Annotated in this window: 25 protein-coding genes; 8 read left to right on the top strand and 17 right to left on the bottom strand. The window is 74.9% G+C overall.

Annotated features, from left to right (window positions below; all coding sequences use genetic code 11):
* Window positions 1-134 precede the first annotated feature (134 nt).
* From ACLIYP_RS06605 to ACLIYP_RS06595, 3 genes are all read right to left on the bottom strand, one after another.
* On the bottom strand, window positions 135-1,139 hold the full coding sequence (locus ACLIYP_RS06605) for a phosphotransferase family protein (protein WP_412712200.1): 1,005 nt from the start codon (window positions 1,137-1,139) through the stop codon (window positions 135-137).
* A 189-nt stretch (window positions 1,140-1,328) separates the two neighbouring features.
* On the bottom strand, window positions 1,329-1,538 hold the full coding sequence (locus tag ACLIYP_RS06600; protein ID WP_412712199.1) for a hypothetical protein: 210 nt from the start codon (window positions 1,536-1,538) through the stop codon (window positions 1,329-1,331).
* Window positions 1,539-1,783: 245 nt separating this feature from the next.
* A complete protein-coding gene (locus tag ACLIYP_RS06595) occupies window positions 1,784-2,026 on the bottom strand; it encodes a hypothetical protein (RefSeq protein ID WP_093662468.1) in 243 nt (80 codons plus the stop codon).
* A 248-nt stretch (window positions 2,027-2,274) separates the two neighbouring features.
* Between ACLIYP_RS06595 and ACLIYP_RS06590 the strand changes: the two genes are divergently transcribed.
* A complete protein-coding gene (locus ACLIYP_RS06590; RefSeq protein WP_412712214.1) occupies window positions 2,275-3,660 on the top strand; it encodes a serine/threonine-protein kinase in 1,386 nt (461 codons plus the stop codon).
* A gap of 19 nt (window positions 3,661-3,679) precedes the next feature.
* Here the strand turns inward: ACLIYP_RS06590 and ACLIYP_RS06585 are convergent, their stop codons facing one another.
* The 9 genes from ACLIYP_RS06585 to ACLIYP_RS06545 form a co-directional block, all read right to left on the bottom strand.
* The gene (locus ACLIYP_RS06585) at window positions 3,680-3,892 is read right to left on the bottom strand and encodes a hypothetical protein (protein WP_412696678.1); all 213 of its coding nucleotides are present in this window, start codon (window positions 3,890-3,892) and stop codon (window positions 3,680-3,682) included.
* A 245-nt stretch (window positions 3,893-4,137) separates the two neighbouring features.
* Complete coding sequence (locus ACLIYP_RS06580) at window positions 4,138-4,908, bottom strand: TrmH family RNA methyltransferase (RefSeq protein WP_412712213.1); 771 nt, start codon at window positions 4,906-4,908, stop codon at window positions 4,138-4,140.
* 119 nt (window positions 4,909-5,027) lie between these two features.
* The gene (cobA, locus tag ACLIYP_RS06575) at window positions 5,028-6,260 is read right to left on the bottom strand and encodes a uroporphyrinogen-III C-methyltransferase (protein ID WP_412712198.1); all 1,233 of its coding nucleotides are present in this window, start codon (window positions 6,258-6,260) and stop codon (window positions 5,028-5,030) included.
* A 185-nt stretch (window positions 6,261-6,445) separates the two neighbouring features.
* The gene (cobT, locus tag ACLIYP_RS06570) at window positions 6,446-9,928 is read right to left on the bottom strand and encodes a nicotinate-nucleotide--dimethylbenzimidazole phosphoribosyltransferase (protein ID WP_412712197.1); all 3,483 of its coding nucleotides are present in this window, start codon (window positions 9,926-9,928) and stop codon (window positions 6,446-6,448) included.
* A gap of 203 nt (window positions 9,929-10,131) precedes the next feature.
* Window positions 10,132-11,370, bottom strand: coding sequence for a precorrin-6y C5,15-methyltransferase (decarboxylating) subunit CbiE (gene cbiE, locus ACLIYP_RS06565; RefSeq protein ID WP_412712196.1), 1,239 nt, complete (start codon window positions 11,368-11,370; stop codon window positions 10,132-10,134).
* Window positions 11,371-11,608: 238 nt separating this feature from the next.
* Window positions 11,609-12,274 (bottom strand): GNAT family N-acetyltransferase, encoded by a 666-nt coding sequence (locus ACLIYP_RS06560; protein ID WP_412712195.1) that lies wholly within the window; start codon window positions 12,272-12,274, stop codon window positions 11,609-11,611.
* A gap of 110 nt (window positions 12,275-12,384) precedes the next feature.
* Window positions 12,385-13,236 carry a MetQ/NlpA family ABC transporter substrate-binding protein gene (locus tag ACLIYP_RS06555; RefSeq protein ID WP_412712212.1) on the bottom strand — a complete coding sequence of 284 codons (852 nt, stop codon included), beginning with the start codon at window positions 13,234-13,236 and terminating at the stop codon, window positions 12,385-12,387.
* 169 nt (window positions 13,237-13,405) lie between these two features.
* On the bottom strand, window positions 13,406-14,074 hold the full coding sequence (locus ACLIYP_RS06550) for a methionine ABC transporter permease (RefSeq protein ID WP_412712194.1): 669 nt from the start codon (window positions 14,072-14,074) through the stop codon (window positions 13,406-13,408).
* A complete protein-coding gene (locus tag ACLIYP_RS06545) occupies window positions 14,071-15,210 on the bottom strand; it encodes a methionine ABC transporter ATP-binding protein (protein WP_412712193.1) in 1,140 nt (379 codons plus the stop codon). The genes ACLIYP_RS06550 and ACLIYP_RS06545 overlap by 4 nt, the downstream gene beginning before the upstream one ends.
* Before the next feature lie 594 nt (window positions 15,211-15,804).
* Here ACLIYP_RS06545 and ACLIYP_RS06540 point away from each other — a divergent pair.
* Together ACLIYP_RS06540 and ACLIYP_RS06535 are read left to right on the top strand one after the other, a co-directional pair.
* The gene (locus ACLIYP_RS06540; protein WP_412712192.1) at window positions 15,805-16,173 is read left to right on the top strand and encodes a hypothetical protein; all 369 of its coding nucleotides are present in this window, start codon (window positions 15,805-15,807) and stop codon (window positions 16,171-16,173) included.
* Entirely contained in the window at window positions 16,166-16,594 is a 429-nt protein-coding gene (locus ACLIYP_RS06535) for a hypothetical protein (protein WP_412712191.1), read from the top strand. The genes ACLIYP_RS06540 and ACLIYP_RS06535 overlap by 8 nt, the downstream gene beginning before the upstream one ends.
* 157 nt (window positions 16,595-16,751) lie before the next feature.
* On the opposite strand, the gene ACLIYP_RS06530 is transcribed toward ACLIYP_RS06535, so the two are convergent.
* Together ACLIYP_RS06530 and ACLIYP_RS06525 are read right to left on the bottom strand one after the other, a co-directional pair.
* A complete protein-coding gene (locus ACLIYP_RS06530) occupies window positions 16,752-17,279 on the bottom strand; it encodes a GNAT family N-acetyltransferase (RefSeq protein ID WP_412712190.1) in 528 nt (175 codons plus the stop codon).
* A gap of 340 nt (window positions 17,280-17,619) precedes the next feature.
* Window positions 17,620-18,774 (bottom strand): glycerophosphodiester phosphodiesterase, encoded by a 1,155-nt coding sequence (locus tag ACLIYP_RS06525; protein ID WP_412712189.1) that lies wholly within the window; start codon window positions 18,772-18,774, stop codon window positions 17,620-17,622.
* A 246-nt stretch (window positions 18,775-19,020) separates the two neighbouring features.
* On the opposite strand from ACLIYP_RS06525, the gene ACLIYP_RS06520 reads away from it, so the two are divergent.
* Together ACLIYP_RS06520 and ACLIYP_RS06515 are read left to right on the top strand one after the other, a co-directional pair.
* Window positions 19,021-19,701 (top strand): lysophospholipid acyltransferase family protein, encoded by a 681-nt coding sequence (locus ACLIYP_RS06520; RefSeq protein WP_093662442.1) that lies wholly within the window; start codon window positions 19,021-19,023, stop codon window positions 19,699-19,701.
* A 179-nt stretch (window positions 19,702-19,880) separates the two neighbouring features.
* A complete protein-coding gene (locus ACLIYP_RS06515) occupies window positions 19,881-20,597 on the top strand; it encodes a carbonic anhydrase (protein WP_412712188.1) in 717 nt (238 codons plus the stop codon).
* 69 nt (window positions 20,598-20,666) lie between these two features.
* Here ACLIYP_RS06515 and argH read toward each other — a convergent pair whose 3' ends face one another.
* Both argH and ACLIYP_RS06505 read right to left on the bottom strand, forming a co-directional pair.
* A complete protein-coding gene (argH, locus tag ACLIYP_RS06510; RefSeq protein ID WP_412712187.1) occupies window positions 20,667-22,133 on the bottom strand; it encodes an argininosuccinate lyase in 1,467 nt (488 codons plus the stop codon).
* A 172-nt stretch (window positions 22,134-22,305) separates the two neighbouring features.
* Entirely contained in the window at window positions 22,306-23,502 is a 1,197-nt protein-coding gene (locus tag ACLIYP_RS06505) for an argininosuccinate synthase (protein ID WP_412712186.1), read from the bottom strand.
* 294 nt (window positions 23,503-23,796) lie between these two features.
* Here ACLIYP_RS06505 and ACLIYP_RS06500 point away from each other — a divergent pair, with 294 nt between their 5' ends.
* From ACLIYP_RS06500 to ACLIYP_RS06490, 3 genes are all read left to right on the top strand, one after another.
* Entirely contained in the window at window positions 23,797-24,384 is a 588-nt protein-coding gene (locus ACLIYP_RS06500; RefSeq protein WP_412712185.1) for a pyridoxamine 5'-phosphate oxidase family protein, read from the top strand.
* A gap of 54 nt (window positions 24,385-24,438) precedes the next feature.
* Window positions 24,439-24,984: a GNAT family N-acetyltransferase gene (locus ACLIYP_RS06495; RefSeq protein ID WP_412712184.1), complete on the top strand. Its 546-nt coding sequence runs from the start codon at window positions 24,439-24,441 to the stop codon at window positions 24,982-24,984.
* A gap of 179 nt (window positions 24,985-25,163) precedes the next feature.
* Window positions 25,164-25,730 (top strand): GNAT family N-acetyltransferase, encoded by a 567-nt coding sequence (locus ACLIYP_RS06490; protein ID WP_412712183.1) that lies wholly within the window; start codon window positions 25,164-25,166, stop codon window positions 25,728-25,730.
* Window positions 25,731-25,783: 53 nt separating this feature from the next.
* Here ACLIYP_RS06490 and ACLIYP_RS06485 read toward each other — a convergent pair whose 3' ends face one another.
* Window positions 25,784-26,344, bottom strand: coding sequence for an arginine repressor (locus tag ACLIYP_RS06485; protein WP_093662430.1), 561 nt, complete (start codon window positions 26,342-26,344; stop codon window positions 25,784-25,786).
* Window positions 26,345-26,347 lie beyond the last annotated feature (3 nt).

Genomic DNA, 26,347 nt, shown 5'->3' with positions numbered 1-26,347 from the left:
CGTCTCGCCTCCGTGGCGGTAGGGACCGTGTGACTGTGCAGACGCGCCGCGGGGGCGGATTGGATGCGTCCGCGCACCGGCCGGACCGGTGGGGCGGGCCGTCCGGGCGCACCAGCGTAGGGCCCGCGGGCTCCTCAGGACCCCGCGATGCGGGAACAGGCGTCGACCAGGGCCCGGTCGGTCTCGTCCGGCGCCCGCCCTTCGGCCTCGGCCCTGACCAGGGCACGGGCCGCCAGCTGGGCGGTCAGCGCCCGCGCGGGCGCGTCCAGCCGCGGCCAGGGGTCGGGGGGAGGGCCGCCCGCGCCGCCGGGGAGCGCGGTGCCGCCCGCGGCACGGTAGGCGTCGAGGAGGCGGCCGAAGTCCGCGGGTGCTAGCAGCCAAGTGGCGAACCAGGCCGCGGGGCGGGCCAGGTCCCAGGCCGGGTCGCCCAGGCCCAGATCGTCCACGTCGATGAGGCGCCAGGGGCCGTCGGGCGCCGGGTGCCGCACGAGTTGCCCCAGGTGGAGGTCGCCGTGGCAGAGGGCGTCCGCGCGCGGTGGCGGGGCCTCGTCGCGCGTCCACGCGGGCAGGCGGGCCCAGGCCGCCTCGACGGTCCGTACCGCGGCGGTGCGGCGGACGGTGCGGCGCAGTGCTTCCAGGGCTCGGGCCGCCTTGGCCGGGCCGCGCATCGGCGGGAGCGGGCCGGGCAGCGCGGCGGGCGGTACGGCGTGCAGGCGGGCGAGCAGCGTGCCGACCGCCTCCCAGGGGGCGGCCTCGGGTGCACCGGGGTCCACGGGGGTGCCGTAGGGCCACAGGCTCACCGGACGGCCGTCGGGCAGGGTGTCCAGAAGCCGCCCCTGCGGCCACCTCCCTGCTTCCGGGGCCCCGCTGCGCGGACCTCCGGCTACGGGCAGCGGTGCGAGCAGGACGCGGCTCAGCAGCGGGTGGGCGGCCACGCCCAGCCGGAGCGCGAGCCGGCCGGAGTCGCCGCCGGGGTCGTGCGCCTTGGCCACGACGCTTCCGCTGCGTACGACGGTGGCGTCGGCCCGCTCGGCCAGTACCACGGGGCGGGCGGTGCCGTCGGGGGCCGCGGCGCGGGCGGAGGCGGCCCGGTGCGCGAGGTGCGCCGCGAGATGTGCGGTGAGCGGTGTGTGCGCCACGGTGTCCCCGTCCGTTGCGGGCCCGCGGGCGCGGGCCGTGCGGCGGATCGTACGGCCCGTGACGGCGCGATGCCCGGGCAGTTCCCCGACTGCCCGGGCCCCGCGCCGTCCGCCGTACCCCCGTCCCCACGGGGTTGTGTGCCCGGATGTTCCGGGCTCGGGCCGCTCTCCCGAGCCCGGGGCCCTGTGTCAGAGCCCCAGCAGTCCGGCCACGGACGACGCCTGTGTGATCACCGCTTCCGCGCCGCCGAAGACGACGGCCAGCAGCACGGCAAGCGGAAGGACCATGACGGCGGCCACCAGCGGGTGGCGGCGGCCGCCCGGCCGGGTGCCGAGGGCGGCGAGATCCGCCAGGCGCCCACGTGTCCGTGCCGCCGGGCGCTCTGCTGTGTGCGCCATGGTTCCGCTCCTGTCGTGATCCGGGGCGGCGGGCGTCTGGCCTCGGGGGACGAGTGCTGCACCCGCCGCTTGAGGACAACACTAGGAGCGAGGGGCGCCTCCGGGCGTCATGCCCGCGTACCGAACGGGGGCCTCCCGCAGGATGACTCCGGCGCGCCCCGGGTACTCCCCAGGGTGGAGAACCGCCCTTCCGGGCCCGGGACTTCCCCGAGGGGAAACCCCGGGCGGACGGGCCGCGCCGCCGGTCAGCGCCCCGGCTCCTGCGCGGCGTCCTCCCGCGGCACCGGGTGCTCGACCAGGGCCAGCACCCGGTTGGCCATGAAGCGCGCGGTGCGCACCACCGTGCCGCTGCGGGTGACCTCGCTCACCTCCACCACTCCCCTGCGCACCTGCGTCTCCACGCGCCGACCCGCACGCGTGGCCGCCATCTCATAGGTACGGGTGGTGTCTCCGGCGTCCACCACGATCTCCACCCAGTCGCCCTTCATCGTGCGATCCCCCTTCCGGGAATGCCTGTCGGACGCCCCCTGAGCAGGGCTTTCCCCACCCCTGACTGCCGCGCGCCCACCACTTCAGTCTCCCACCGGGCACTGACAACAGGCATGGTCCGCATGCGCGGCCTGTCGGCGCGAAGGGGCCGCAGTCCGTAAGCTGTGGCACGTCAGAGGGACCGGGCAGTGCAGGGCCGCCCCACCGGGGCGGGACGGGCCTCCCGGCCGGAGGTATGGGGAAGGACATGGCGATGATGCGGCTCCGGCGCGAGGACCCGCGAGTCGTCGGCTCGTTCAGGCTCCACCGGCGGCTGGGCGCGGGCGGCATGGGCGTGGTGTACCTCGGCTCCGACCGGCGCGGGCAGCGGGTGGCGCTGAAGGTGATCCGGCCGGATCTCGCGGAGGACCCCGAGTTCCGCTCGCGCTTCGCACGCGAGGTGTCGGCCGCCCGCCGGATCCGCGGCGGGTGCACGGCCCGGCTGGTGGCGGCGGATCTGGAGGCGGACCGCCCGTGGTTCGCCACGCAGTACGTCCCGGGTCCGTCGCTGCACGACAAGGTGAACGAGGAGGGCCCGCTGCCCGCCGCGCAGGTCGCCTCGATCGGTGCGGCACTGGCCGAGGGGCTGGTGGCGGTGCACGAGGCCGGTGTGGTGCACCGGGACCTGAAGCCGTCGAACATCCTGCTGTCGCCCAAGGGCCCGCGCATCATCGACTTCGGCATCGCCTGGGCGACCGGCGCCAGCACCCTCACGCACGTCGGCACGGCGGTGGGCTCCCCGGGCTTCCTGGCGCCCGAGCAGGTACGGGGTGCGGCGGTGACCCCGGCGACGGACGTGTTCTCGCTGGGCGCGACGCTGGCGTACACGGCGACCGCGGACTCGCCCTTCGGGCAGGGCAGTTCGGAGGTGATGCTGTACCGGGTGGTGCACGAGGAGCCCCAGCTGCACGGTGTGCACGCGGCGTTGGCGCCACTGGTGAGGGCGTGTCTGGCCAAGGACCCGGAGGACCGGCCGAGCACACTGCAACTGTCGCTGCGGCTGCGGGAGATCGCCGCCCGGGAGGCGCGCGGGCTGCCGGAGGGCGCCGCCACGGGGGCGGCCGTGCGTCCGGCTCGGCCGGCCGGGAGGCGGGCCGAGCAGTACCTGCGGCAGCGCACCTCGCGCGACGGCAACCGCCCCTCGGGCGGCCGCGGCTCCCAGAGGGCTCCCGGCCGCGCGGGCCTCGCCGGACGGGACGGGACGGGCACGTCCCGGGGCCCGGTACCGCGCACACCGCCCCGCAACAGCGCCCGGCCGTCGGCCGGAGGACGGGCGGGCGGCACTTCGGGAGGGTCCTCGGCCCGGCGTCCGGTGCGCACCGCGGGCGGCACCCGGCCGGGTGCGCGGCGGCCGGCGAACCCTCGTCTGCTGCGTCAGCGCCTGGTGGTGTTCGTGACGGTGACGCTGCTGGTCGCACTCGGGATCGCGACGGCGCAGGGCTGTCAGGGGCCGGCGCGGGGGCTGGGGCGTTCCGCGGATCCGGCCGTCGGCGCCGCGGACTCGGGCGCGGCAGGGACCGGGGCCGGGACTGCGGCCGGGATCGGGGCCGGGCGGCCGGACGCCGCCGACTCCGCCGAGCGTCCCGCCCGTTGACGCTCCCTCACCCCTGCGCCTACAGCGCGCCGAGCGCGGACAGGACGGTCAGGCACAGCGGGAGGGCCGCGGCGAAGGCGCCGCCGGCGTGCAGCACGGCCTCGGGGAAGGGGCTGCCCGCGGCACCGGAGAGGATGCCCGCGACCAGGGCGACCAGGGCGGAGAACAGCACGGCGACCAGAACCCACAGGGCTCTGACCACCGGGGGGTGTGAGACGGGCTGGGTGCTCATCGGTCGTCTTCCTTCCCTTCGGAAGGACGGCCGGACCGAGTTCGAACGGCCTCAACCCGACCATCCTCTGGATGGGGCAAAGTCGAGGTCTGCACCCCCAGTACAGACCTGCGTTTCATCGACGTGAGCGGGCCGGGGCGGCGGTCGGCCCGCCGTCGGCCGCGCCGACCGAGTACTGGCGCGCTCACTTTATCACGCAGTGTCACGAGATGCCCGCTTTGGCGGACAGATGCGCCCGGACGGATTCACCCCGCGGCGGGACCGGTCGCGTAGAAGGCCACGGCCGCGGCCGCGGCGACGTTGAGGGAGTCGACGCCCGCGCTCATGGGGATCCGCACGGTCACGTCGGCGGCCGCGACCGTGGACGGGCGCAGGCCGTCGCCCTCGGAGCCGAGGATCAGGGCGAGCCTGGAGGGCCGGCGGGCCGCGAACTCGCCGAGGCCGACGGCGTTCTCGTCCAGGGCGAGCGCCGCCGTGACGTATCCCGCCTCCCGCAGCACCCCGACGTCCCCCGGCCAGGACTCCAGCCTGGTCCACGGCACCTGGAGGACCGCACCCATGGAGACCTTGACCGAACGCCGGTAGAGGGGGTCGGCGCAGTCCGGGGAGAGCAGCACCGCGTCCATGCCCAGCGCCGCGGCACTGCGGAACAGGGCTCCGACGTTGGTGTGGTCGTTCACGGCCTCCAGCACCGCCACCCGGCGCGCGTGCGCCAGCAGCTCCGCCGGGCTCGGGAGGGGCTTGCGGCGCATCGAGGCCAGGGCCCCGCGGTGCACGTGATAGCCCGTCACCCTCTCGGCCACCTCCGGGCCGACGCTGTAGACGGGCACCCGGGCCGAGGCGATCACGTCGCGCATCGCCTCGGCCCACTTGGGCGTCAGCAGCATCGACCGCATCTCGTAGCCGGCCGCGAGGGCGCGCCGGATGACCTTCTCGCCCTCGGCGATGAACAGTCCCTCCGCCGGTTCGCGCACACGCCGCAGCCGGACGTCGGTCAGGCCGGTGTAGTCGCCCAGGCGCGGATCCCCGGGGTCCTCGACGGTGACCGGGCCCCGGGCCGCCCCGGTCGCGCCTTCCGCCGCGGCGGTGCCCTCGTCCTCTCCCCCTGTCCCGGCCCTGCCGGTCTCCGGCGCCGTCACCGGCCGGTCTCGGCCCGGTTAACCCCGACCACCTCGCCGACGACGATCACCGCGGGCGGGCGCACGCCCTCCTCCTCGACCGTGCGCGCCGCGGTCGCCAGCGTGGCGTCCACCCGGCGCTGCCCGGCCATGGTGCCCTCCTGGACCAGGGCGACGGGCGTGTCCGGGGACCGCCCGTGCTCGATGAGGGCCTCGGCGATGGCGCCGACGCGCTCCACCGCCATCAGCATCACCAGGGTGCCGCGCAGCTTCGCCAGGGCCGCCCAGTCCACCAGCGAACGCGGATCGCCGGGGGCGACGTGACCGCTGACCACGGTGAACTCGTGGGCCACCCCGCGGTGCGTGACCGGGATGCCCGCGGCGCCGGGCACACTGACGGAGCTGGAGATGCCGGGCACCACGGTGACCGGGATCCCGGCCTCGGCGAGCGCCTGCGCCTCCTCCATGCCGCGGCCGAAGACGTAGGGGTCGCCGCCCTTGAGGCGCACGACGAACCTCCCGGCCTTCGCGTGCTCCACGAGTGCGGCGTTGATGGCCTCCTGGGCCATCGCCCGGCCGTAGGGGATCTTGGCCGCGTCGATCACCTCGACGTGCGGCGGCAGTTCGTCCAGCAGGTCGCGCGGGCCGAGCCGGTCGGCGATCACCACGTCCGCCTCGGCCAGCAGCCGGCGGCCGCGCACGGTGATCAGGTCCGGGTCGCCCGGGCCCCCGCCGACCAGGGCGACGCCGGTCCTGCGGGCGCGGTGCCGGGGGGCGGTCAGGGTGCCGTCGCGCAGGCCCTCGACCACGGCGTCGCGTACGGCTGCCGAGCGGCGCGGATCGCGTCCGGTGAGGACGGCGACGGTGACGCCCTCGCTGCGTCCGGTGGCCGGGGTCCAGGCGGTGGCGGCGTCGGCGTCGTCGCTGCGGACGCACCACACCCGGCGCTCCTCGGCCTCGGCGGAGGCGGCCGCGTTGGCCTCGGCGTCGTCGGTGGCGACGACCGCGTACCAGGCGCCGTCCAGATCGCCCGGCCGGTAGGCGCGGCGCTCCCAGCTCAGTTCGCCCGCCTCGGCCATGGCCTCCACCGAGGGGGTGGCCGAGGGCGCGATCAGCAGGACGTCGGCGCCCGCGGCCAGCAGCGCGGGCAGCCGCCGCTGGGCGACGGTCCCGCCGCCGAGGACGACCACACGGCGCCCGGTCAGGCGCAGGCCCACGGGGTAGGCGGGGTGCGCGGAGTGCTCGGACATGGCGGTGCGGCTCCTTGGAGGATCGCGGGCCGCTGCGGCGCTGGAGCGGCGGAAACGGGACTGGCTGCGGAGGGCAGCGGGTGCGGGCAGCGTACGACGCGGCGGCCCGCGCCCGCTGTGCCGCAGGTCACCGGAAGGGCTCGGGCCCTCCCGGCGGCCTGCGGGCGGTACGGCGGCGGGGCGCGTCAGTTCTTCTCGGTGACGCCCGCCGAGTCGAAGGTGGCGACCTCGTGCATGGCCCGGGCCGCGCTCTGCACCACGGGCAGGGCCAGCAGGGCGCCCGTCCCCTCGCCGAGCCTCAGATCGAGGTCGATCAGGGGGCGCAGGCCCAGCTTGGTCAGTGCCGCCACATGGCCGGGCTCCGCGCTGCGGTGACCGGCGATGCAGGCCGCCAGCGACTCGGGCGCGATGGCCCGCGCCACCAGGGCCGCCGCCCCCGCGCTCACCCCGTCGAGGACGACGGGGGTGCGCAGCGAGGCGCCACCGAGGATCAGCCCGGTCAGCGCGGCGTGCTCCAGCCCGCCGACCGCCGCCAGGACGCCGAGGGGGTCGGAGGCGTCGGGCCGGTGCAGCTCCAGGGCACGGCGCACCACCTCCACCTTGTGGGCGTGCATCTCGTCGCTGACACCGGTGCCGCGGCCGGTGACCTCGGCCGGGTCGGCGCCGGTGAAGACGGAGATCAGCGCGGCGGAGACGGTGGTGTTGGCGATGCCCATCTCACCGGTCAGCAGCGCCTTGTTGCCCGCCGCCACCAGGTCGCGGGCGGTCTCGATGCCCACCTCGACCGCGCGCAGCACCTCCTCGCGGGTGAGCGCGGGCCCGGTGGTGAAGTCCGCCGTGCCGGGCCGCACCTTGCGCGGCAGCAGACCGGGCGCGGGCGGCAGGTCCGCCGCCACGCCCACGTCCACCACGCACACCTCGGCGCCGACCTGGCCGGCGAAGGCGTTGCAGACCGCGCCGCCGGCCAGGAAGTTGGCCACCATCTGCGCCGTGACCTCCTGCGGCCAGGCGGTGACGCCCTGGGCGTGCACCCCGTGGTCCCCTGCGAAGACGGCGACGGCCGCGGGCTCGGGGATCGGCGGGGGGCACTGCCGGGCCAGACCGCTGAGCTGCGCGGAGATGATCTCCAGCATGCCGAGCGCGCCGGACGGCTTGGTCATCCGCTTCTGGCGCTCCCACGCCTCGCCGAGCGCCTTGGCGTCCAGCGGGCGGATGCCCGCCAGGGTCTCGGTGAGCAGGTCGTGCGGCTCCTCCGCGCCGGGCAGGACCCGGCGGCCGTAGGACTCCTCGTGGACGACCCAGGACAGCGGGCGGCGCTTGGACCAGCCCGCCTGCACCAGCTCGGGCTCGTCCGGGAAGGCGTCCACGTACCCGATGCACAGGTAGGCGACGACCTCCAGGTGCTCGGGCAGGCCGAGGACCCGGACCATCTCGCGCTCGTCGAAGAAGCTGACCCAGCCCACGCCCAGGCCCTCGGCGCGGGCCGCGAGCCAGAGGTTCTCCACCGCCAGGGCCGAGGAGTAGGGCGCCATCTTCGGCTGGGTGTGGCGGCCGAGGGTGTGGCGGCCGCCGCGGGTGGGGTCGGCGGTGACGACGATGTTGACCGGGGTGTCGAGGATCGCCTCGACCTTCAGCTCCCTGAACTGCTTGGCGCGGGCCCGGGGCAGCGACCGGGCGTACGCGTCGCGCTGGCGCATGGCCAGCTCGTGCATCGTCCTGCGGGTCTCCTCGGAGCGGATGAGGACGAAGTCCCACGGCTGGGAGTGGCCGACGCTGGGGGCGGTGTGGGCCGCCTCCAGAACGCGCAGCAGCACGTCGTCGGGGATCGGGTCGGAGCGGAAGCCGTTGCGGATGTCCCGCCGCTCGCGCATGAGGCGGTGCAGCGTCTCGCGTTCGGCCTCGTCGTACCCCGGGGCGGCGGGGGCGGGAGCGGGAGCCGCATCAGCGCCGGCGTCGGCACCGGTGTCCTCCGCGGCATCCTCGGCCTCCGCGGTACCGGCCGCCTCCGGCGTCCCGGGCTCGGGCGCCTGCCCGGCGGCGGGTACGACGGGCACGCCGTCGGCCGGCGGCTGCCCGTCGTCCTGGCGGGGGGCCTCGGCGGTTACCGCCACGGCCTCCATCACCTGCGGTCCGGCGCCGGGCACCGCCGCCACGGCGAGCTGCTGCTCGGGGGCGGGGGCGGGGGCCTGTTCGTCGCCGGTCCCGGCCTGCTCCGGAGCGGGGGCCCCGGCCTCGGGCTCCGGCTCGGCGGCCTCGGACTCGGCGGGGACGGGCTCGGCGGGTACGGGCTCGGACGGCGCCTGGACCGGCGCGGGTTCGGCCGAGGTGGGTGCGGTGGGTTCGGGGGCGGGAGTCTCGGCCACCGCCTCGGAACCGGGTTCCGCAGGGGCCGCCTCGGCTTCGGGCTCGGGCTCGGGCTCGGGCTCGGGCTCGGGCTCGGGCTCGGGCTCGGGCTCGGGCTCGGGCTCGGCAGAAGCATCCGCCGGGACCTCCGCCGCGACGGGCTCCCCGGTGCCTTCCGGGCTCTCCGGGAACTCCGGCGCTTCGGGGCCGGGCACCTGCTCGGCGGCGGACCGGGGCTGCTCCGCTTCCACGGCCTGCGGCTCGTCGGCGGTCCGCGGTCCGGGGTCGGCCGCGGTGGGCCCGGGTGCGGCGGCCTCGGTGACAGAGGGCTCGACGGCAGGCTGCTCGACGGCAGCGGCCTCGACCGCCTCCGCCGCCGACTCGGCCGCGGGCTCCGGCTCCGGCTCTGGCTCCGGAGCGGGCGCGGGAGCCTCCTGCGCCGGTGCCGGCACGGGCTCCTGAGGGTACGGCTCCACCGCCCCCGCCTCGGGCGCGAACTCCGGAGCGGGTGTCCGTGCCTCCGCGTCGGGCGCCTCACCGGCGTCCGGGAGGGGGGGCATCGCGGCCAGGTCCGGGCCGGGCAGCGGCTCGGTCGGCCATCCGGCCGTCGGCTGCACGGGAGCGGACACCTGTTCCGCCACCTGTTCCGGCGCCGGGGGCTGCGGCGCCCAGGCGCCCGGCTGCACCGGGTCCGACGGAAGCGTGCCGGGCTGCTGCGGTTCGGGCTGCGCGGCAGGGGCGGGCGCGGTCGCCCCGGGCACCTGCGGGGAGAACCCCTCCGGGGACGGTGCGGGCTGCGCCGCGGGCTCCTCATGGGCGACGTCGAAGTACTCGGGCCCCGTGGTCGGCGGTCCCGGCTGCCTCACGGGCATGCCCTGCGGGGGCGTGGGCGCCGGAGCCGCCGGGGCGCTGCTGCGGTCGGCGAGCGTGCGCACCACACCGGACTGCTCGGGCACGGGCGGCCCCAGGTGCAGCGGCCGGGGAGGCGTCGTGGCGGTGTGGGGCTCCTGCCCGTGGGGCGCCTGCCCGTGGGGCGCCTGCCCGTGGGCCGGCTGCGGGGGCGGCGCCGGGTACTGCCCGTATCCGTCCGACCCGCGCGGGCCGGGCACGGGGGCGGACGCGGGCGCCTGGGGCTGCGCGGACGCCGCCGCCTCGCCCCATCCCTGGGAACCGGGCAGCAGCAGATCGTCCTCGTAGCCCGATCCCACACCTTCGACCGGGCCCGCGAAGGTGTACGTGCCGGGTGCCGGTGTGCCCGGCTGCTCCGGCTGTCCGCCTGCGTTCTCCGGCTGCCCCTCGCCCGGGACCCGGCCGGTGTCAGTCATGCGTACCCCTCGCCCATCGGTAGTGCTCCTTCCAGCCCCAGCGGGCGCCCGCCGTGCCCCCGCCTGAACCATCCGGACATCGACAGACAAAGCGTCAACCCCGGCTGGCGGCACAACGGTCCATCAGCCTACCCGCCGCCGCACCCCGCGGGAGGCGGGGGTGGACGACTGGCCCCGGTTGGTCCGGTTCGTCTCGGGCGAGATCACATCCGGCTGCCGGACAGCAGGAAGACGACCGCGCGTTCGCGTTCCGTCCACTCCCTGGTGTCCAGTTCGAGGGACTGGATCAGGGCGCACTCCACGGCGTATCCGCCGTCCGCGAGCACCCGCCCGACGGCCTCGGCCTCGTCGCGGGTGGAGGCGTGTGTGACGATCCTCTCGGGCCTGCGGTCGGCGCAGGCGGCGACCGTACGCACCCCTCCCCCGCCGACGCGCACCACGTCGGGTTCGGGCAGCGCCTCCAGCGCCAGGGGCGCGATGCCGTGCACGGCCTGGAGCTGGACGCCGAAGCGCCGTGCGGCGGCGGACATCCGTGCGCAGGCCGCCGCGTCGCGCTCGACCGCGAGGACCGCGGCGCCGAAGCGGGCGGCCTCCACTGCGACGGCTCCGCTGCCCGCGCCGATGTCCCACAGCAGGTCACCGGGTCTGGGGCCGAGCCGGGCGAGCTGGGCGGCGCGCAACTGCGCGGAGTCCGCGGTCCCGGCGGGGGGCGCCTGGGCGTCCTGCCCGGTGTACTCGGCGGCCGGCAGGGCCCAACCCCGCACGGCGGGCGGGTAGTTCGGATCACGTCCGGCCAGCCATCCGCCCCGGTCCGCCGCGCCGGGTCCGGCCGCGGCGGCCGAACCGCCCACCACGATCACGACGTTGGGGTCGCGCCAGACGTGGTCGGCGGCCTTGTCGGAGGTCAGTACGGTGACCCGCTCGCGGTCGGTGCCCAGGGCCTCGCAGATGAAGAAGGTGCGGTGCACCCCCTCCAGCAGCAGGGCCAGTTCGGCGGGCCCGGCGCCGGGCGAGGTGAGGACGGCGACCTTGGTGTGGGCGCGGCAGACGTTGACGGCGCGGCGCAGGGTGCGGCCGTGGGCGACGACGATCTGCGCGTCGTCCCAGGGCATCCCCGCGCGGGCGAAGGCCGCGGCGACGGAGGAGACGGCCGGTACGACCTCGACCTCCAGGCCGTACTCGGGTGCGCGCAGGGCGCGGACGACGCCGAAGAAGCCGGGGTCGCCGTCGGCGAGCACCACCGCGGTGCCGCGGTGCCCGGCGATGCGGCGGGCGGCCGGCGCCACGCTGCCCAGCCGGATGCGCTCGGCACCGGAGGGGACCTCCGGGAGGGCCAGGTGGTGGGCGGCGCCGGCGACGAGGGTGGCGGCTCCGAGGGCGGCGCGGGCGGTCTCTGTCAGCGGCGAGCCGTCCCACCCGATCACGGTGACACGGTCGGCCATCGTCGGCTCTCTCCTGGCGCGTCGCGGGGCGGGGGCGGAAGGCGGTGCGGGAACGTGCGGGAACGTGCGCGGGTGTCGCGGTGTTGCTGTGTCGACGGGGCGGTGGGTCGCTGGGGCGGTGGGATCGACGCAGCGAGGTTACCGCGCCCGGCGCGGGGAGCCCGGCCGGGGCTTCGCGGCTCGGGCCGTACGCCTCGGGCCGTACGCCTCGGGCCGTACGCCTCGGGCTTGCGGGCCGTCAGCGCCAGTCGGGGTAGGCGGAGTAGCTCCCGGCCTCGGGGTAGGCGGAGTATCCGCCGGTGCCGGCCGCCTCGCCCGGTCCGTCCTCCAGGTCCTCCGGCAGCAGGCTCCACACGATCAGGTCGGTGCGGATGTCGGTCCAGCTCCCGTCCTCGGTTCGGGTCCGGGCTATCCAGGCGTTGCGCAGCACTCCCTCGCTGACGCAGCCGACCTTCTGGGCGACCTGCTGCGAGGCGGTGTTGTCTGCCGGGGTGCGTATCTCCAGCCGCTCGAACTTCCGGTCCTGGAACAGCCACTGGACGGCGGCGAGCAGCGACTCGGCGGCGTACCCCTCGCCGCGTGCCCAGGGGGCGATCACGTACGCGGCCTCGACGGACAGCACCCGCCAGTCGGCCTTGCGCAGATGGACGGTGCCGACCAGGCGCTGGGTGAGGAACTCGACGACGGCGAAGACGACGCCGCGTCCCTCGGCCCGCTCCGCGGGCGCCCCCCGGGCGATCCACTCCCGGGCGTGGTCCTCGGTGTAGGGGACGGGCGCGGAGGTCCAGGCGGTGACCAGTTCGTCGTTCATCATCTCGGTGAACGCGGGGGCGTCCTCGGTCTCGAGGGGACGCAGCACGAGTCGTTCCGTGCTGATCGAGATCTCCGGGAAGATGGATGTCATGCGCCGCTCCAGCCTGACGGGGTCGAGTGCACAGCATGCAGCATCGTCCCGGCGGCGTGCAGCGCGGGCCCCGGCCCCCCGCCGGGGCCCGGCTCACCGCCGTACCGGTGTCAGGAGGCGTCGGCCGCGGCCACCACCGAGCCCCGGTACTCCCGCTCGATGAAGTCGGCGACCTCCTCGGAGGCCAGCAGGTCGGCCAGCTTCCTCACCCGCGGGTCGTCCTCGCCGCCCTCCTTGACGACCAGGAGGTTGACGTAGGGGTTGCCCTCGGCCTCCTCCAGGGCCAGGGCGTCCTCGGCGGGCTCCAGACCGGCCTCGATGGCGTAGTTGCCGTTGACGACGGCGGCGTCCACGTCGTCGAGGGAGCGGGGCAGCGCGGCGGCCTCCAGCTCCTTGAACTCCAGGCCCTTGGCGTCGGCGATGTCGGAGAGGGTGGCGTCCTGCCCGGCGCCGTCCTTGAGCTCGATCAGGCCGTGGTCGTCCAGGAGCTTGAGGGCGCGGCCCTCGTTGGTGGTGTCGTTGGGCACCGCGACGGTGTCGCCGGCGCCGAGCTCGGAGGCCTTCTTCAGCGTGGAGGAGTACAGGCCCAGCGGTTCCAGGTGGACGCCCGTCACCGGCACCAGGTGGGTGCCCTGCTTGGCGTTGACGTCGTCCAGGTAGGGCTTGTGCTGGAAGTAGTTGGCGTCGACCTCGCCGTTCTCGGTGGCGGTGTTGGGGAGCACGTAGTCGGTGAACTCCCTGATCTCCAGCTTCAGTCCGGCCTTCTCGGCCAGGTTCTCCTTGACGAAGCCGAGGATGTCGGCGTGCGGGGTCGGCGAGGCCGCGACGGTCAGCGGCGCGTCGGCGTCCCCCGAGCCGCCGGATGCGGCGGGGTCGGAGTCGGTGCCGCAGGCGGCCAGCGAGAGGGCCAGCGCGGCGGTGGCCGCGGCGGCGGTGGCCCTGGTGCGGGCGGACCTGGTGATGGCGGACCTGGTGATGGCGGACCTGGTGATGGCGGACTTGGTGATGGTGCGCACGAAGAGTGCCTCTTTCCGTTCTGCGTTCTCCGGGGCTCCGGGGGATGCGGGGGCTCCGGTCGGTGCCGGACAAGGGGTCCGGCTTCCATGCGGGGGGTGGTGGTCGGGGGGTGGTTCAGGTGGTGCGCTCGCGGCGGGAGAGCAGGCGCACCGCGCCGTCGCCCAGGAGCTGCACGGCGGTGACGAGGGCGAGCAGCACGACGACGGTGGCCAGCATGAAGCCGGTCTCGAAGCGCTGGTAGCCGTAGGTGATGGCCTTGCTGCCCAGGCCTTCGGCGCCCACCGCGCCGGCCATCGCGGAGTAGCTGACGAGGGTGATGACGGTGGTGGTCAGACCGGCCACGAGGGAGGGCAGGGCCTGCGGCAGCAGCGCCTTGAAGACGACCGTGCCGGTACCGCCGCCCATGGACAGGACGGCCTCGACCAGTCCGTGGTCCACCTCGCGCACGGCCGTCTCCACCAGGCGGGCGAAGAAGGGGATGGCGCCGATGGACAGCGGCACCACGGCGGCCGTCGGGCCGATGGAGGTGCCGACGACCAGCCGGGTGAAGGGGATCAGGGCGACGACGAGGATGATGAAGGGCAGGGAGCGCCCGACGTTGACCACGATGCCGACGGCCTTGTTGACCGCCTTGTTCGCCAGCAGCCCGCCGCGGTCGGTGAGCACCAGCAGCACGCCGAGCGGGAGGCCGCCCAGGACGGTGACGAGGGTGGACCAGCCGACCATGTAGAGGGTGTCGACGGTGCCCTGGAGCAGGATGGGCTGCATCTCCGGCCAGGTCATCGGGTCTTCTCCACGGTCTCGGTGCTCTCGGGGGTCCTGGTGCTCTCGGGGATCTTGGTGCTCCGGGGGGTTCCGGGGCTCCCGGAGGGCCGGGCGGCCCCGGCCGCTCCGGGGAACTCGACGGTCAGCCCCCGCTCGCGCAGGAAGCCGATCGGTACGGCGTTGTCCCCGCGGGCGCCGGGCAGTTCGATCCGCATCCGGCCCACCTGGCGGCCGCCGATGGTGTCCATGGCGGCGCCGAGGATCGACACGTCGATGCCGTGGGTGCGCGAGAGCTGGGAGATCAGCGGCCGCCCGGTGCTCTCGCCGTGGAAGGTGACGTCCACGACGGTGCGCTCCCGGGCCGGCCCCGCCCCGGTCCCCGCCTCCCCGGTCGGGGGCGTCCCCCCGAGGGGGAACAGCTCGCGGGCCAGCTCGGAGCCGGGGGTGGCCAGCAGCCCCGATACGGTGCCGGACTCCGCGACCTTCCCGTCCCGCATCAGCGCGGCCGAGTCGCAGACGGTCTTGACGACGTCCATCTCGTGCGTGATGAGCAGGACGGTCAGGCCGAGCTGCCGGTTGAGGTCGCGCAGCAGGGCCAGGACGGAGCGGGTGGTCTCCGGGTCGAGCGCGGAGGTCGCCTCGTCGGACAGCAGCACCTTGGGGTCGCCCGCCAGTGCCCGGGCGATGCCGACGCGCTGCTTCTGGCCGCCGGAGAGCTGTGCGGGCCAGGAGCGGGCGTGGTCGGCGAGGCCGACCAGGCCCAGCAGTTCCCGGGCCCTGCGGGCGCGCTCGCGGCCGGGGACGCCGAGGATCTCCAGCGGCAGTTCGACGTTGCCCTGGACGGTCCGGGAGGACAGCAGGTTGAAGTGCTGGAAGACCATGCTGATGCGGCTGCGGGCCCGGCGCAGTTCGGCGCCGGCCCTCGGTCCGCGCCCGGCCAGGGCGGTGAGGTCCCGTCCGTCGACGACGACCGTGCCGGAGGTGGGGCGCTCCAGCAGGTTGACGCAGCGGATGAGGGAGGACTTCCCCGCTCCGCTGCGGCCGACGACGCCGAAGACCTCGCCCTCGCGGACGTGGAGGTCGACGCCGTCGAGCGCGGTCACGTCGCGGCCTCGGGAACGGTAGACCTTGGTGAGTCCCGTGGTGGTGATCACTGGGTGTCCATCACTGTCGAGTGCGCGGCGCGGGGGTACGGCGCCGGGCACGGATGTTCCTGACGAAAAGGGGTGGAACCCGCTGTCCGGAATCACGCCCGGGGCGGGCGGACGGCGGGCGAGCGCGGGGCCGAGCGCATCCGCGGCCCTCCGGGCGGACTGCCGGGAGGCGGAAGGCTCAGGTCTCGCTTCGGGGCGCGAGGCGGCTCAGGCGGGGGCCCTCAGCGGTCACACATTCGACACATGCGGCGAGCACCGGGCGTCATCGTCGCCTCGGTCGCACGGATGCGGCAGCTCGTCGCGGTCATGCGGAAGAGTAAAGCAGACCCCTGGCCTCTACACGTAAAAAACGGACGCCCCTGTCCGGATAGTGGACGGTCGGTGGTGTGGGGCACCCGTCGCGCCCACCCGCGGAAGGAGCCGCCCATCCGCCGCCACCTGCGCGGAAGCCGTTCGCGTGCCGCCCGGTGGACAGCCCGGCATGTGGTCAAGGCCACGGCCGGCAGGAGTCCGGGAAGGATCCGGAGGGACTTCGGGAGGGACTTCGGGAGGGGTCGTTTCGTCCGCGATGACGGGCTCGAATACAGTGCCGACATGCTCACCCCGCTGACGGTCGCGGTCGCCGTGGCCGCGCTCGCCCTGGCCGCCTGGTGCGGCTTCGCGGCCTACCGGGACCAGCCGACCAAGGACTGGCACTTCGCCGGCATGGCCGTGGTGACCGCACTCGCCCTGGTGCAGCTGGTCGTCGGCGTCGTACAGCTGGCGCGCGGCGCGAAGCCGGACGGCGGCACGGTGGTCTTCGTCTCCTACCTGCTGGGCGTGGCGGCCTGCGTGCCGGCCGTCGGCTTCATCTCCCTGGCCGAACGCACCCGCTGGGGTTCGGCGACGGTCGCCGCGGGCGCGGTGGTGATGGCCGTGCTCCAGGTGCGGCTGTACGACGTGTGGGGAGGCGGGCATGGCTGAGCCCTCGGGCCCTCCGGCGGCCTCGGGTCTGAACCGCGGTCCGGGCAGGCTGCTGGTCACGCTGTACGCGGTCTTCGCGGTCGGCGCGACCTCGCGCTCCGTCTACCAGCTCTCCACGCGCTTCCACGAGGCGCCGCTGGCGTACCTCCTCTCGGCGGTGGCCGCGGCGGTGTACGTGGTGATCACCGTCGCCCTGGTGCGCGGCGGCACGGGCGCCCGCCGGGTGGCGCTGGTGTGCTGCGCCGCCGAGCTGGCCGGGGTGCTGACGGTCGGCACCTGGACGGTGCTGGATCCGGCGGCCTTCCCCGACGCGACCGTCTGGTCGAACTACGGCCTGGGGTATCTGCTGCTCCCGCTGGTCCTGCCGGTGGTCGGCCTGCTGTGGCTGCGCCGCTCGCCCGCCGGGGCCGGGGCGGTCTGAGCGCGGAAGCGGTCCGGGCCGCCCGGGCGGCGCTGCGGCGACCGCCGCCCCTCCCCCGGCTCGGCGGCCCCGGTACGTGCTCGGGCCGCCCCGGCGGGTGTCACCGGGGCGGCCCGAGCGCGTACGGAATCCGTACCGGGCGCGTACCGGGCGCCGGTCAGGCGCTGGCGGCGTACGTCCGGGAGACCTCCCCGCCCGCCGGCGAGGACTGCGGCGCCTTCTCCAGGGTCACCATGCTCAGCCTCGAGGAGACCTGTTCGGTGGCCACCGGCGTGTAACCGAGCCTGCGGTAGAGGCGGATGTTGCCCTCGCTGCGGTGGCCGGTGGACAGCCGGTAGCGCCGGGCGGACCGCTCCCGCGCCAGCCGCTCCTCGACCGCGGACAGCAGCCTCCTGCCGAGCCCGTGCCGCTGCATGCGGGGGTGGACGATCAGCTTGCCGATCACGGCCGTGCCGTCGTCCTCGACACGGCCGCGTACCGAGCCGACGACCTCCTCGCCGAGCCGGGCCACGAGCACGCAGCCGCGGGCCAGTTCGGCGCGGAGGTCGTCGAGGGTCTGGGTGAGCGGCTCGATGCCGTAGTCGCCGTAGAGGGCGGCCTCGGACTGGTAGCACAGGTACTGCAGTTTGAGGATCTGCTCGACGTCTTCGTCCGTCGCCGCAGAGATGGTCACGCTCATTCCCATGTGCGCACGTCTCCCCATGTCTCGTCGCGTCCGGGCGCACATGCGGAACGAGGGTCGCGCGCCCGAACTGTCTGCCCTGATGACGCCGGTGGTTCACCGCACCCTTCCCCTGGTTCGGGGGGCGCAACCTCCGCCGTGAGCATTCTGCGCAGGCGATCGGTGCAACGGGAACGAATCGGTCCGGGACCGCCCTGTGAGATTCCCGACTCCCGGGCGGCTTGCCCGTGGGCGGGGTCCGGTGGGAGGGCGGAGACGGCGGCGCGGACCGCGCGTGCGCCACCCGCACGGGTGACCACCGCGGTCCGCGCCCTCGGGGCCGACGGGCCGGTCCGGCCGGCCGTCAGCCCCGGCGGAAGTCCTCGGCGGCCAGCAGGGCGGTGTCCGGCTGGTCGGTGAAGATGCCGTCGATGCCCGTCCCGAAGTACGCGCGCAGGGCGCCGAAGGCGTCCCCGTACGCGTCCGGGTCGGTGCCGCGGTGGAAGTCCGCGGGCAGGAAGCGGTTCTCGTTGCGCATGGTGTACGGGTGGAGCAGCAGCCCGCGGGCGTGGGCGTCGCGCACCAGGGTGGTGGGCTCGCCCAGCCGCCCGTCCGCCCGCCGGGGGATGACGAGGTCGAGCAGCGGGCCGACGCCCTGGGCGAAGCCGGAGATCCACTCCAGCCCCTCGGGGGTGACGAGGTCGGCCACGGTGCGCGGGTCGCCGGCCTGCTCGAAGTCCCAGGGACGGGAGTCGGCGGTCCACAGCAGCACCACGCGCGGGGTCCTGACCAGCCGGCTCATCCGCTCCATGCTGGTCGGCTCGAAGGACTGCAGGAACGTGGGGGAGTTCGCGCGGTCCCGCCCGTAGCGGCGCAGCAGTTTCGCCAGCCGCTCCTCCAGGCCCAGGCCCAGTGCGCGGAAGTAGCTGGGGTGCTTGGTCTCGACGTGGAGCCAGACCGGGCGTCCGCGCCGGCGGCCCTCGCGCTCGGCCCAGCGCAGCACCTCCTCGAAGGACGGGACCGTCCAGCGGCCGTCGTAGAGGGTGTTGTCGGGGCGGGTGCCGGGGATGCGCTCGGTGGCGCGCAGCGTCTTGAGTTCGGCGAGGGTGAAGTCCTCGGTGAACCAGCCGGTGATCTCGGTGCCGTCCACCGTCTTGGTGGTCCTGCGGCCGGCGAACTCCGGGTGGTCGGCCACGTCCGTGGTGCCGGTGATGTCGTTCTCGTGGCGGCAGACCAGATGGCCGTCCCGGGTGGGCACGAGGTCCTGCTCGATGACGTCGGCACCCATGTCGAGGGCGAGTTGGTAGGCCCCCAGGGTGTGCTCGGGCCGGTAGCCGCTGGCACCGCGGTGGGCGATGACGGCGGGTGCCGGCAGGGCCGTACGCCCCCGGCCCGCGCCGCTTCCCCTCCCGCCGTCGGCCGCCGCCGCGGTGGCGGCCGGTCCCAGTGCCGCCGCGCCCGCGCCCAGCACCGCCGCGCCCAGCACGGTTCTGCGGTCCGGCCTCTGCGCCTGTCCCATGGGCTCTCCTCTCGCCTTCACACGCCTGTGACTGTCCCGCACCTGACAAGCAACGGAACCCGCGCATGGTAGGTGCGCGTCGCTTCACTGCGGGAGACCGCACACGAAACGTGGCGTGAACGGCTGACAAATCGCGCCATCACGGGGTATCCGTGTGACGAACCCGGCGCGCGCCCGCCGGTGACCGGCGAGTACCGTACTCACCTGCGCGGGTGCGCGCGCTGACCATCACGACCGGAGGGCACGTTGTCCCGTTTCCTGCTCATCAAGGCGCTGCTCGGCCCGCTCCTGCGCGTGCTGTTCCGTCCGCAGGTCGAGGGAGCGGAGCGGATCCCCGGCAGCGGCCCGGTGATCCTGGCCGGCAACCACCTGACCTTCATCGACTCGATGATCCTCCCGATCGTCGTCGACCGGCAGGTCTTCTTCATCGGCAAGGACGAGTACGTCACCGGAAAGAGCCTGAAGGGCCGTCTGATGGCGTGGTTCTTCACCGGCGTCGGCATGATCCCGGTGGACCGCGACGGCGGGCGCGGCGGGGTCGCGGCGCTGATGACCGGCCGCCGGGTGCTGGAGGAGGGCAACGTCTTCGGCATCTACCCGGAGGGCACCCGCTCCCCCGACGGCCGCCTGTACCGGGGCCGCACCGGCATCGCCAGGCTGACGCTGATGACCGGCGCGCCGGTCGTCCCGTTCGCGATGATCGGCACCGACCGTGTGCAGCCGGGCGGCAGCGGGCTGCCCAGGATCGGCCCGGGCCGCCGGATCACCGTCCGCTTCGGCGAGCCGCTGGACTTCTCGCGCTACGAGGGCATGGACCGCGACCGCTACGTGCTGCGGGCCGTGACCGACGAGGTGATGAGCCACGTGATGCGGCTGTCGGGCCAGGAGTACGTGGACGTGTACGCCACCAAGGCCAAGGCTGCCTGAGCCTCCGCCGGCGGTGCGCGGCGGCCCCTTCCCGGAACCGGCCGTTCCCTGAACCGGCCGTTCGCCCCCGCGGGTGGACCGCGTCCCCTCGGCGCCTTCCGGTTCACCCCTTCCGGGGGCGTAGCGGGAGGCAGCGCGGTCCATGCTTCCCCAGGACGCCGACAGACCTGGAGGAACACGTGCCGCGCTCGCCGAGGAACCACCGCTGGACACTGCGCGGGGCCGTCTGCCTGCCCGGCGGCGCTCCGCGGGACGGCCGGCCGCGCGGCGCGGCGGGCACGGGAGCCGAGGGCACGGACGCACAGGAGCGGCGGCTCACCCCCGCCGAGGCGCTGCGGCTGCTGCGCGAGGGGAACGCCCGCCGGGCCGGGAGGGGCGCGAGGGGCGCGAGGAGGGGAGGCGGCGGGTGCCCCGCCGCCCGGCGCCCCGTCGCCGCCGTTCTGGCCTGTGTGGACTGCCCGGTGCCACCGGAGACGCTGTTCGGCCAGGCGCCCGGGGCGCTGCTGGTGATCCGCACCGCCGCGCACACCCTGGACGCGACGGTCGAGGGCAGTGTCGAGTACGGCCCGGTGGAGCTGGGCGTGCCGCTGGTGGTCGTCCTGGGGCACGAGCACTGCGGAGCGGTGGCGGCGGCGCTCGAGTCGCGTACGGCCGGCACCCGGCCGCCGGCCCATCTGGCCGTGGCGGCCGCCCGGTTGGCGGCGGCCTGCCGGGACGGCTCGGGGGCGCCGGGCGACGCGGTGGAGAACACCGTCCGGGCGCAGACGGACCGGGTCGTCGCACGCCTGCGCGAGGACCCGGTCCTGCTGCCGCTGCTGCGGCGGGGCGAGCTGGAGGTGGTCGGAGCCCACTGCCGGGAGGAGACCGGCGAGGTGGAGTTCCCCGCCGGTCCCTGACAGGGGCCCGGCAGGGGTCCTGTCAGGAACCGGCGGAGACTGACGGGGTGGCAGGGGCCCGGCGGACGGTCAGCTCACGGCGCCCGGGCGGTCCTCCTCGGCCCACTCCCGCTGCCGGGCCAGGTCCTCCTTGACCTCGGCGAGCTGGACGGCGACGGCGGACGGCGCGGTGCCGCCCCGCCCGTCGCGGGAGGCCAGGGCGCCGGAGACGCTCAGCACGGTGCGGACCTCGGGGGTGAGGTGGGGCGAGATCCGCGCGAACTGCTCGTCGGTCAGCTCGTCCAGCTCGATCCCGGCGGCCTCGCAGACCTTGACGCACTCCCCCGCGATCTCGTGCGCGTCCCGGAACGGCACGCCCCGCTTCACCAGCCACTCGGCGACGTCGGTGGCCAGGGAGAAGCCGGCCGGGGCCAGCTCGGCCATCCGCTCGCGGTTGACGGTGAGGGTGGCCATCATCCCGGTGAAGGCCGGGAGGAGGATCTCCAGCTGGTCGCAGGAGTCGAAGACCGGCTCCTTGTCCTCCTGCAGATCGCGGTTGTACGCCAGCGGCAGCGCCTTGAGGGTGGCCAGCAGGCCGGTGAGGTTGCCGATGAGCCGGCCGGACTTGCCGCGCGCCAGCTCGGCGATGTCCGGGTTCTTCTTCTGCGGCATGATCGACGAGCCGGTGGAGAAGGCGTCGTGGAGGGTGACGAAGGAGAACTCCTTGGTGTTCCAGATGATCACCTCCTCCGCGATCCGGGAGAGGTCCACGCCGATCATCGCGGTGATGAAGGCGAACTCGGCGACGAAGTCGCGCGATGCGGTGCCGTCGATGGAGTTGGCGGCCGAACCGTGCTCGAAGCCGAGGTCGGCGGCGACGGCGCGGGGGTCCAGGCCCAGCGAGGAGCCCGCCAGCGCCCCCGACCCGTAGGGCGAGACGGCGGTGCGCGCGTCCCACTGCCGCAGCCGCTCGGCGTCCCGGGACAGCGCCTGGACGTGGGCGAGGACGTGGTGGGCGAAGAGGACCGGCTGGGCGTGCTGGAGGTGGGTGCGGCCGGGCATCGCCACGTCCGGGTGCGCCTCCGCCAGGGAGACCAGGGCCTCGTTCAGATCGGCGAGCAGGCCGCCGATGATCCGGGCGTGGTCGCGCAGGTACATCCGGAACAGCGTGGCGACCTGGTCGTTGCGGGAGCGCCCGGCGCGCAGCTTGCCGCCGAGTTCCGGCCCGAGGCGCTCCAGCAGGCCGCGCTCGAGGGCGGTGTGCACGTCCTCGTCGGCGACGGTGCCGGTGAAGGTGCCGTCGGCGACGTCGGCCGCCAGGCGGTCGAGGCCGGCGAGCATCCTCTCCAGTTCGTCGGCGCTCAGCAGCCCGGCCCGGTGCAGCACCCGGGCGTGGGCGCGCGACCCGGCGATGTCGTAGGGGGCCAGCCGCCAGTCGAAGTGGACGGAGGCCGAGAGGGCGGCCAGCGCCTCGGCCGGTCCGTCGGCGAACCGGCCGCCCCACAGCCGTACGTCGCCGCCTGCGGCGGGGGGCGGGGTCTGGGGGGCGTTGGTCATCGGTGCTCCTCGTGCGCTTGCCGGTCGTGCCGGGCGTGCTGGACGTGCCGGGCGGTGTCGGACGGTGCGGGGCGGTCCCGGACGGCGCCGGGCCCGGCGGGGACGGGAAGGCGCCCGCCTCCCCCACCACGGGCGGAGGAGGCGGGCGGTGTGCGGCTGCCGCGGGGGCAGGTTACTGCGCGAGGTCCCGCTTGGCCGCGATCTTGCTGCTCATGCCGAAGATCTCGATGAAGCCCCTGGACATCGACTGGTCGAAGGTGTCACCGGTGTCGTAGGTGGCCAGGTTGAAGTCGTACAGCGACTTGTGGGAGCGCCGGCCGGTGACGGTGGCCCGGCCGCCGTGCAGGGTCATCCGGATGTCGCCGGACACGTGCTCGTTGGCCTCCTCCACGAAGCCGTCCAGGGCGCGCTTGAGCGGGGAGAACCACAGGCCGTCGTAGACCAGCTCGCTCCACCGCTGCTCCACCTGCCGCTTGTAGCGGGCCAGTTCGCGCTCGACGGTGACGTTCTCCAGCTCCTGGTGGGCGGTGATCAGCGCGATGGCGCCCGGCGCCTCGTAGACCTCGCGGGACTTGATGCCCACCAGGCGGTCCTCGACCATGTCGATCCGGCCCACGCCCTGCGCCCCGGCCCGCTCGTTGAGCTGCTGGATGGCCTGCAGGACGGTGACGGGCCTGCCGTCGAGGGCCACGGGGACGCCCTTGTCGAAGGTGATGACCACCTCGTCGGCCTCGCGCGCGGTGGCCGGGTTCCGGGTGTAGTCGTAGACGTCCTCGATCGGCGCGTTCCAGATGTCCTCCAGGAAGCCGGTCTCCACGGCCCGCCCGAAGACGTTCTGGTCGATGGAGTACGGCGACTTCTTGGTGGTGGCGATCGGCAGGCCCTTGTCCTCGGCGAAGGCGATGGCCTTGTCGCGCGTCATGGCGTAGTCCCGCACCGGCGCGATGCACCTCAGCTCGGGGGCCAGGGAGGAGATGCCCGCCTCGAACCGCACCTGGTCGTTGCCCTTGCCGGTGCAGCCGTGGGCGACGGTGGTGGCGCCGTGCTTCCTGGCGGCGGCCACCAGGTGCTTGACGATGGTCGGCCGGGAGAGGGCGGAGACCAGCGGGTAGCGGTCCATGTAGAGCGCGTTCGCCTTGATCGCGGGGAGGCAGTACTCCTCGGCGAACTCGTCCTTCGCGTCGGCGACCTCGGCCTCGACGGCACCGCAGGCGAGCGCGCGCTTGCGGATGACGTCCAGGTCCTCTCCGCCCTGGCCGACGTCCACGGCGACGGCGATGACCTCGGCGCCCGTCTCCTCGGCGATCCAGCCGATGCAGACGGAGGTGTCCAGGCCACCGGAGTAGGCGAGTACGACGCGCTCGGTCACGAGGGGCTCCTTACGATGCATACGGTGACTAGTATAAGTATGCACTCCTCCGTATGGTTCGTCAAAGCACGCCTGGTCTCCGCGGAAAGCACAGGTCAACAGCCTTCCGGTGGTCCGCGGCACCTCGGTCGGCACGGCCGCGGGCGGCGTCCTCTCCCCGCTGCCGGTTCCCCTGCTCCCGTCGCACCCGCACCCGCCCCTGCCCCTGCGTCCGCGCCTGTCCCCCGCCTTCGGCTGTCCGGTCCGCGCCGTAATCACCGGGCACGTGCGCCCTCGCAGCGGCATGATGCCCGTGTGGGAAAGACATACGAACGCATCGACGGACGGCTGCGGGACTTCATCGAGGCCCAGCCCGTCTTCTTCACCGCCACCGCGCCGCTGTCCGGCGACGGCACCGTCAACCTCTCCCCCAAGGGGCTGAGGGGTTCCTTCGCCGTCCTGGACGAACGCACCGTCGCCTACCTCGACTTCGCCGGCTCCAACGCCGAGACCGTCGCCCATCTGCGGGAGAACGGCCGCATAACCCTGATGTGGTGCGCCTTCTCCGGCCCGCCGAACATCGTGCGCGTCCACGGCCGCGGGGAACCCGTCTTCCGCGACGACCCGCGCTGGGGGGAGCTGATCGGCCGCTTCCCCGGCATCGACCACTCCCGGCACGGTCTGCGCGCGATCATCGTGGTCACCGCCGAGCTGATCCGCGACACCTGCGGTTACGCCGTGCCGCTGATGACGTACGAGAGCGACCGCCCGCTGCACGGCTCGCGCTTCGAGCGCGAGACGGACGAGTCGCTGGACGCCTACTTCCACAAGAAGGAGCACGTCGCCACCAGCATCGACGGCCTCCCGGGCCTGCCGCTCCCCCTGCCGCCCACCCCCTCCTGACCGCCTGGCGGAACGTTCTTGCGGCCGGGGCCCCGGAAGGAGTTCCATCGGGCGGTGCGAACCGAACACATCAGCAGCGCCACGCCGGTGATCACCCGTCTGCCGGCCACCGAGATCCCCGCCGCGGCCCGGGAGCTGGCCGCCCTGCTCCACGACGCCGTCGAGGGCGGCTCCTCGATCGGCTTCCTCGCCCCGCTCGACCCCGCCGAGGCGGCGGCCTGGTGGGAGGGCCTGGCGCCCGAGGTCGCCGACGGCCGGACGGCCGTGTGGGCCGCCCGGAGCGGCGGCCGGATCCTGGGGACCGTGCAGCTCAGGTTCTGCGGCATGCCCAACGGCCGCCACCGCGCGGAGGTGGCCAAGCTGATCGTGCACCGGGACGCCCGGGGCCGGGGGCTGGGCCGGCGGCTGCTGGCCACGGCCGAACGGGAGGCCGCCGGCGCGGGGATCTCCCTGCTGGTGCTGGACACCCAGACCGGCAGCCCGGCCGAGCGCCTCTACCGCTCGGCAGGCTGGACCGAGGCCGGCACGATCCCCGACTACGCCGCGGACACCGAGGGCGTGCTCCGGCCCACGACCCTCTTCCACAAGAAGCCGCTCTGACCCGGCGGGCGGCGGACACCGGGCGCGCGACCGCCCGCCGGTCCGCCGTCCACCGGCTGGTTCCGCGCGGCGGGCGCCGCTAGCGTGACGGCGGGTTCGATCATGGCGTTCGCCGGGACCGGCGGGACCGCCGCGACCGCACGCCCCACCACCTGCGAGCGACCCTGCGAGGAGCACCCATGTTCAGCACCCCTCTCGGCGACGGCGCGGAGCTGTGCCCCCTGGAGCCGTGGCAGGCGGCGGAGCTGGCCGCGTACACCGACCGGGTGCGCGACCATCTGGCGCCCTGGCTGCCGTGGGCGCACATCGTCACCGACACCGCCTCGGCCCGGGCCTTCCTCCAGCGGTACGCCGACAAGCAGGCCGCCGACGAGGGCCGGATCTACGGCATCCGGCTCGACGGCGAGCTGGTGGGCGGCATGCTCTTCCGGCTGTTCAGCGCCTCCGAGGGCTCCTGCGAGCTGGGCGCCTGGCTGGCGCCCGGGGCCCAGGGGCGCGGGCTGGTGACGACCGCCGCCCGGCGCATGATCGACTGGGCGGTCGGGGTGCGCGGCCTGGCGCGGGTGGAGTGGATGGTCTCCCCCGACAACCGCCCCAGCATCGCGGTGGCCCGGCGGCTGGGCATGACGCACGAGGGCACGCTGCGCAGCGTGTTCTCCATGGGCGGCCGCCGTCACGACCTCCAGGTCTGGGCTCTGCTGGCGCACGAGTGGCAGACCGCCGCCGGACACGGCGCGCACGGCTGACGGAGCGCACGGCTGACGGAGCGCATCCGGCGGTCACCGGACCCCGGAACCCGTCAGGTGGCGTTGCCCTGGTGGGAGTTCTTCTGCGCCAGCCGCAGCAGATGGTCGGCCAGGGCCTGCCCGCCGGTGGGGTGGCGGCTGATCAGCAGCAGGGTGTCGTCGCCCGCGATGGTGCCGATGATGTCGTGCACCTCCGCCTGGTCGATGGCCGAGGCGAGGAACTGGGCGGCGCCGGGCGGGGTGCGCAGCACCACCAGATTGGCCGACGCCTCGGCCGAGATCAGCAGTTCGCCGGCCAGCCGCGCCATCCTCGCCTCGCTCGCGGACTCCCCCAGCGGGGCCCGGGGCGTGCGGTCGCCGCCCTCGCCGGGGACGGCGTAGATCAGCTCGCCCCCGGTGTTGCGGATCTTGACCGCCCCCAGCTCGTCGAGGTCCCGGCTGAGCGTCGCCTGGGTGACGCTCAGCCCGTCGTCGGCGAGCAGCTTGGCGAGCTGGCTCTGGGACCGGACCGGCTCGCGGTTCAGGATCTCCACGATCCGGCGGTGCCGGGCCGTACGCGTGTGGGGTACGGCCGGGCCGCCGTGGTTGCCGCCCTGCGCCTGCGCCTCGGTCATCGT

The organism is Streptomyces nanhaiensis (genome assembly GCF_046614825.1).
Taxonomy (GTDB): domain Bacteria; phylum Actinomycetota; class Actinomycetes; order Streptomycetales; family Streptomycetaceae; genus Streptomyces; species Streptomyces radiopugnans.
This window is presented reverse-complemented; position numbering and strand designations above follow the sequence as displayed.

Excerpts from the sequence above, each read along its gene's own strand:
- ACLIYP_RS06600 (WP_412712199.1), bottom strand. The coding sequence starts at position 1,538 with ATGGCGCACACAGCAGAGCGCCCGGCGGCACGGACACGTGGGCGCCTG.
- ACLIYP_RS06595 (WP_093662468.1), bottom strand. The coding sequence starts at position 2,026 with ATGAAGGGCGACTGGGTGGAGATCGTGGTGGACGCCGGAGACACCACC.
- ACLIYP_RS06590 (WP_412712214.1), top strand. The coding sequence starts at position 2,275 with ATGGCGATGATGCGGCTCCGGCGCGAGGACCCGCGAGTCGTCGGCTCG.
- ACLIYP_RS06585 (WP_412696678.1), bottom strand. The coding sequence starts at position 3,892 with ATGAGCACCCAGCCCGTCTCACACCCCCCGGTGGTCAGAGCCCTGTGG.
- cobA (WP_412712198.1), bottom strand. The coding sequence starts at position 6,260 with ATGTCCGAGCACTCCGCGCACCCCGCCTACCCCGTGGGCCTGCGCCTG.
- cobT (WP_412712197.1), bottom strand. The coding sequence starts at position 9,928 with ATGACTGACACCGGCCGGGTCCCGGGCGAGGGGCAGCCGGAGAACGCA.
- cbiE (WP_412712196.1), bottom strand. The coding sequence starts at position 11,370 with ATGGCCGACCGTGTCACCGTGATCGGGTGGGACGGCTCGCCGCTGACA.
- ACLIYP_RS06560 (WP_412712195.1), bottom strand. The coding sequence starts at position 12,274 with ATGACATCCATCTTCCCGGAGATCTCGATCAGCACGGAACGACTCGTG.
- ACLIYP_RS06550 (WP_412712194.1), bottom strand. The coding sequence starts at position 14,074 with ATGACCTGGCCGGAGATGCAGCCCATCCTGCTCCAGGGCACCGTCGAC.
- ACLIYP_RS06540 (WP_412712192.1), top strand. The coding sequence starts at position 15,805 with ATGCTCACCCCGCTGACGGTCGCGGTCGCCGTGGCCGCGCTCGCCCTG.
- ACLIYP_RS06535 (WP_412712191.1), top strand. The coding sequence starts at position 16,166 with ATGGCTGAGCCCTCGGGCCCTCCGGCGGCCTCGGGTCTGAACCGCGGT.
- ACLIYP_RS06530 (WP_412712190.1), bottom strand. The coding sequence starts at position 17,279 with ATGGGAATGAGCGTGACCATCTCTGCGGCGACGGACGAAGACGTCGAG.
- ACLIYP_RS06525 (WP_412712189.1), bottom strand. The coding sequence starts at position 18,774 with ATGGGACAGGCGCAGAGGCCGGACCGCAGAACCGTGCTGGGCGCGGCG.
- argH (WP_412712187.1), bottom strand. The coding sequence starts at position 22,133 with ATGACCAACGCCCCCCAGACCCCGCCCCCCGCCGCAGGCGGCGACGTA.
- ACLIYP_RS06490 (WP_412712183.1), top strand. The coding sequence starts at position 25,164 with ATGTTCAGCACCCCTCTCGGCGACGGCGCGGAGCTGTGCCCCCTGGAG.
- ACLIYP_RS06485 (WP_093662430.1), bottom strand. The coding sequence starts at position 26,344 with ATGACCGAGGCGCAGGCGCAGGGCGGCAACCACGGCGGCCCGGCCGTA.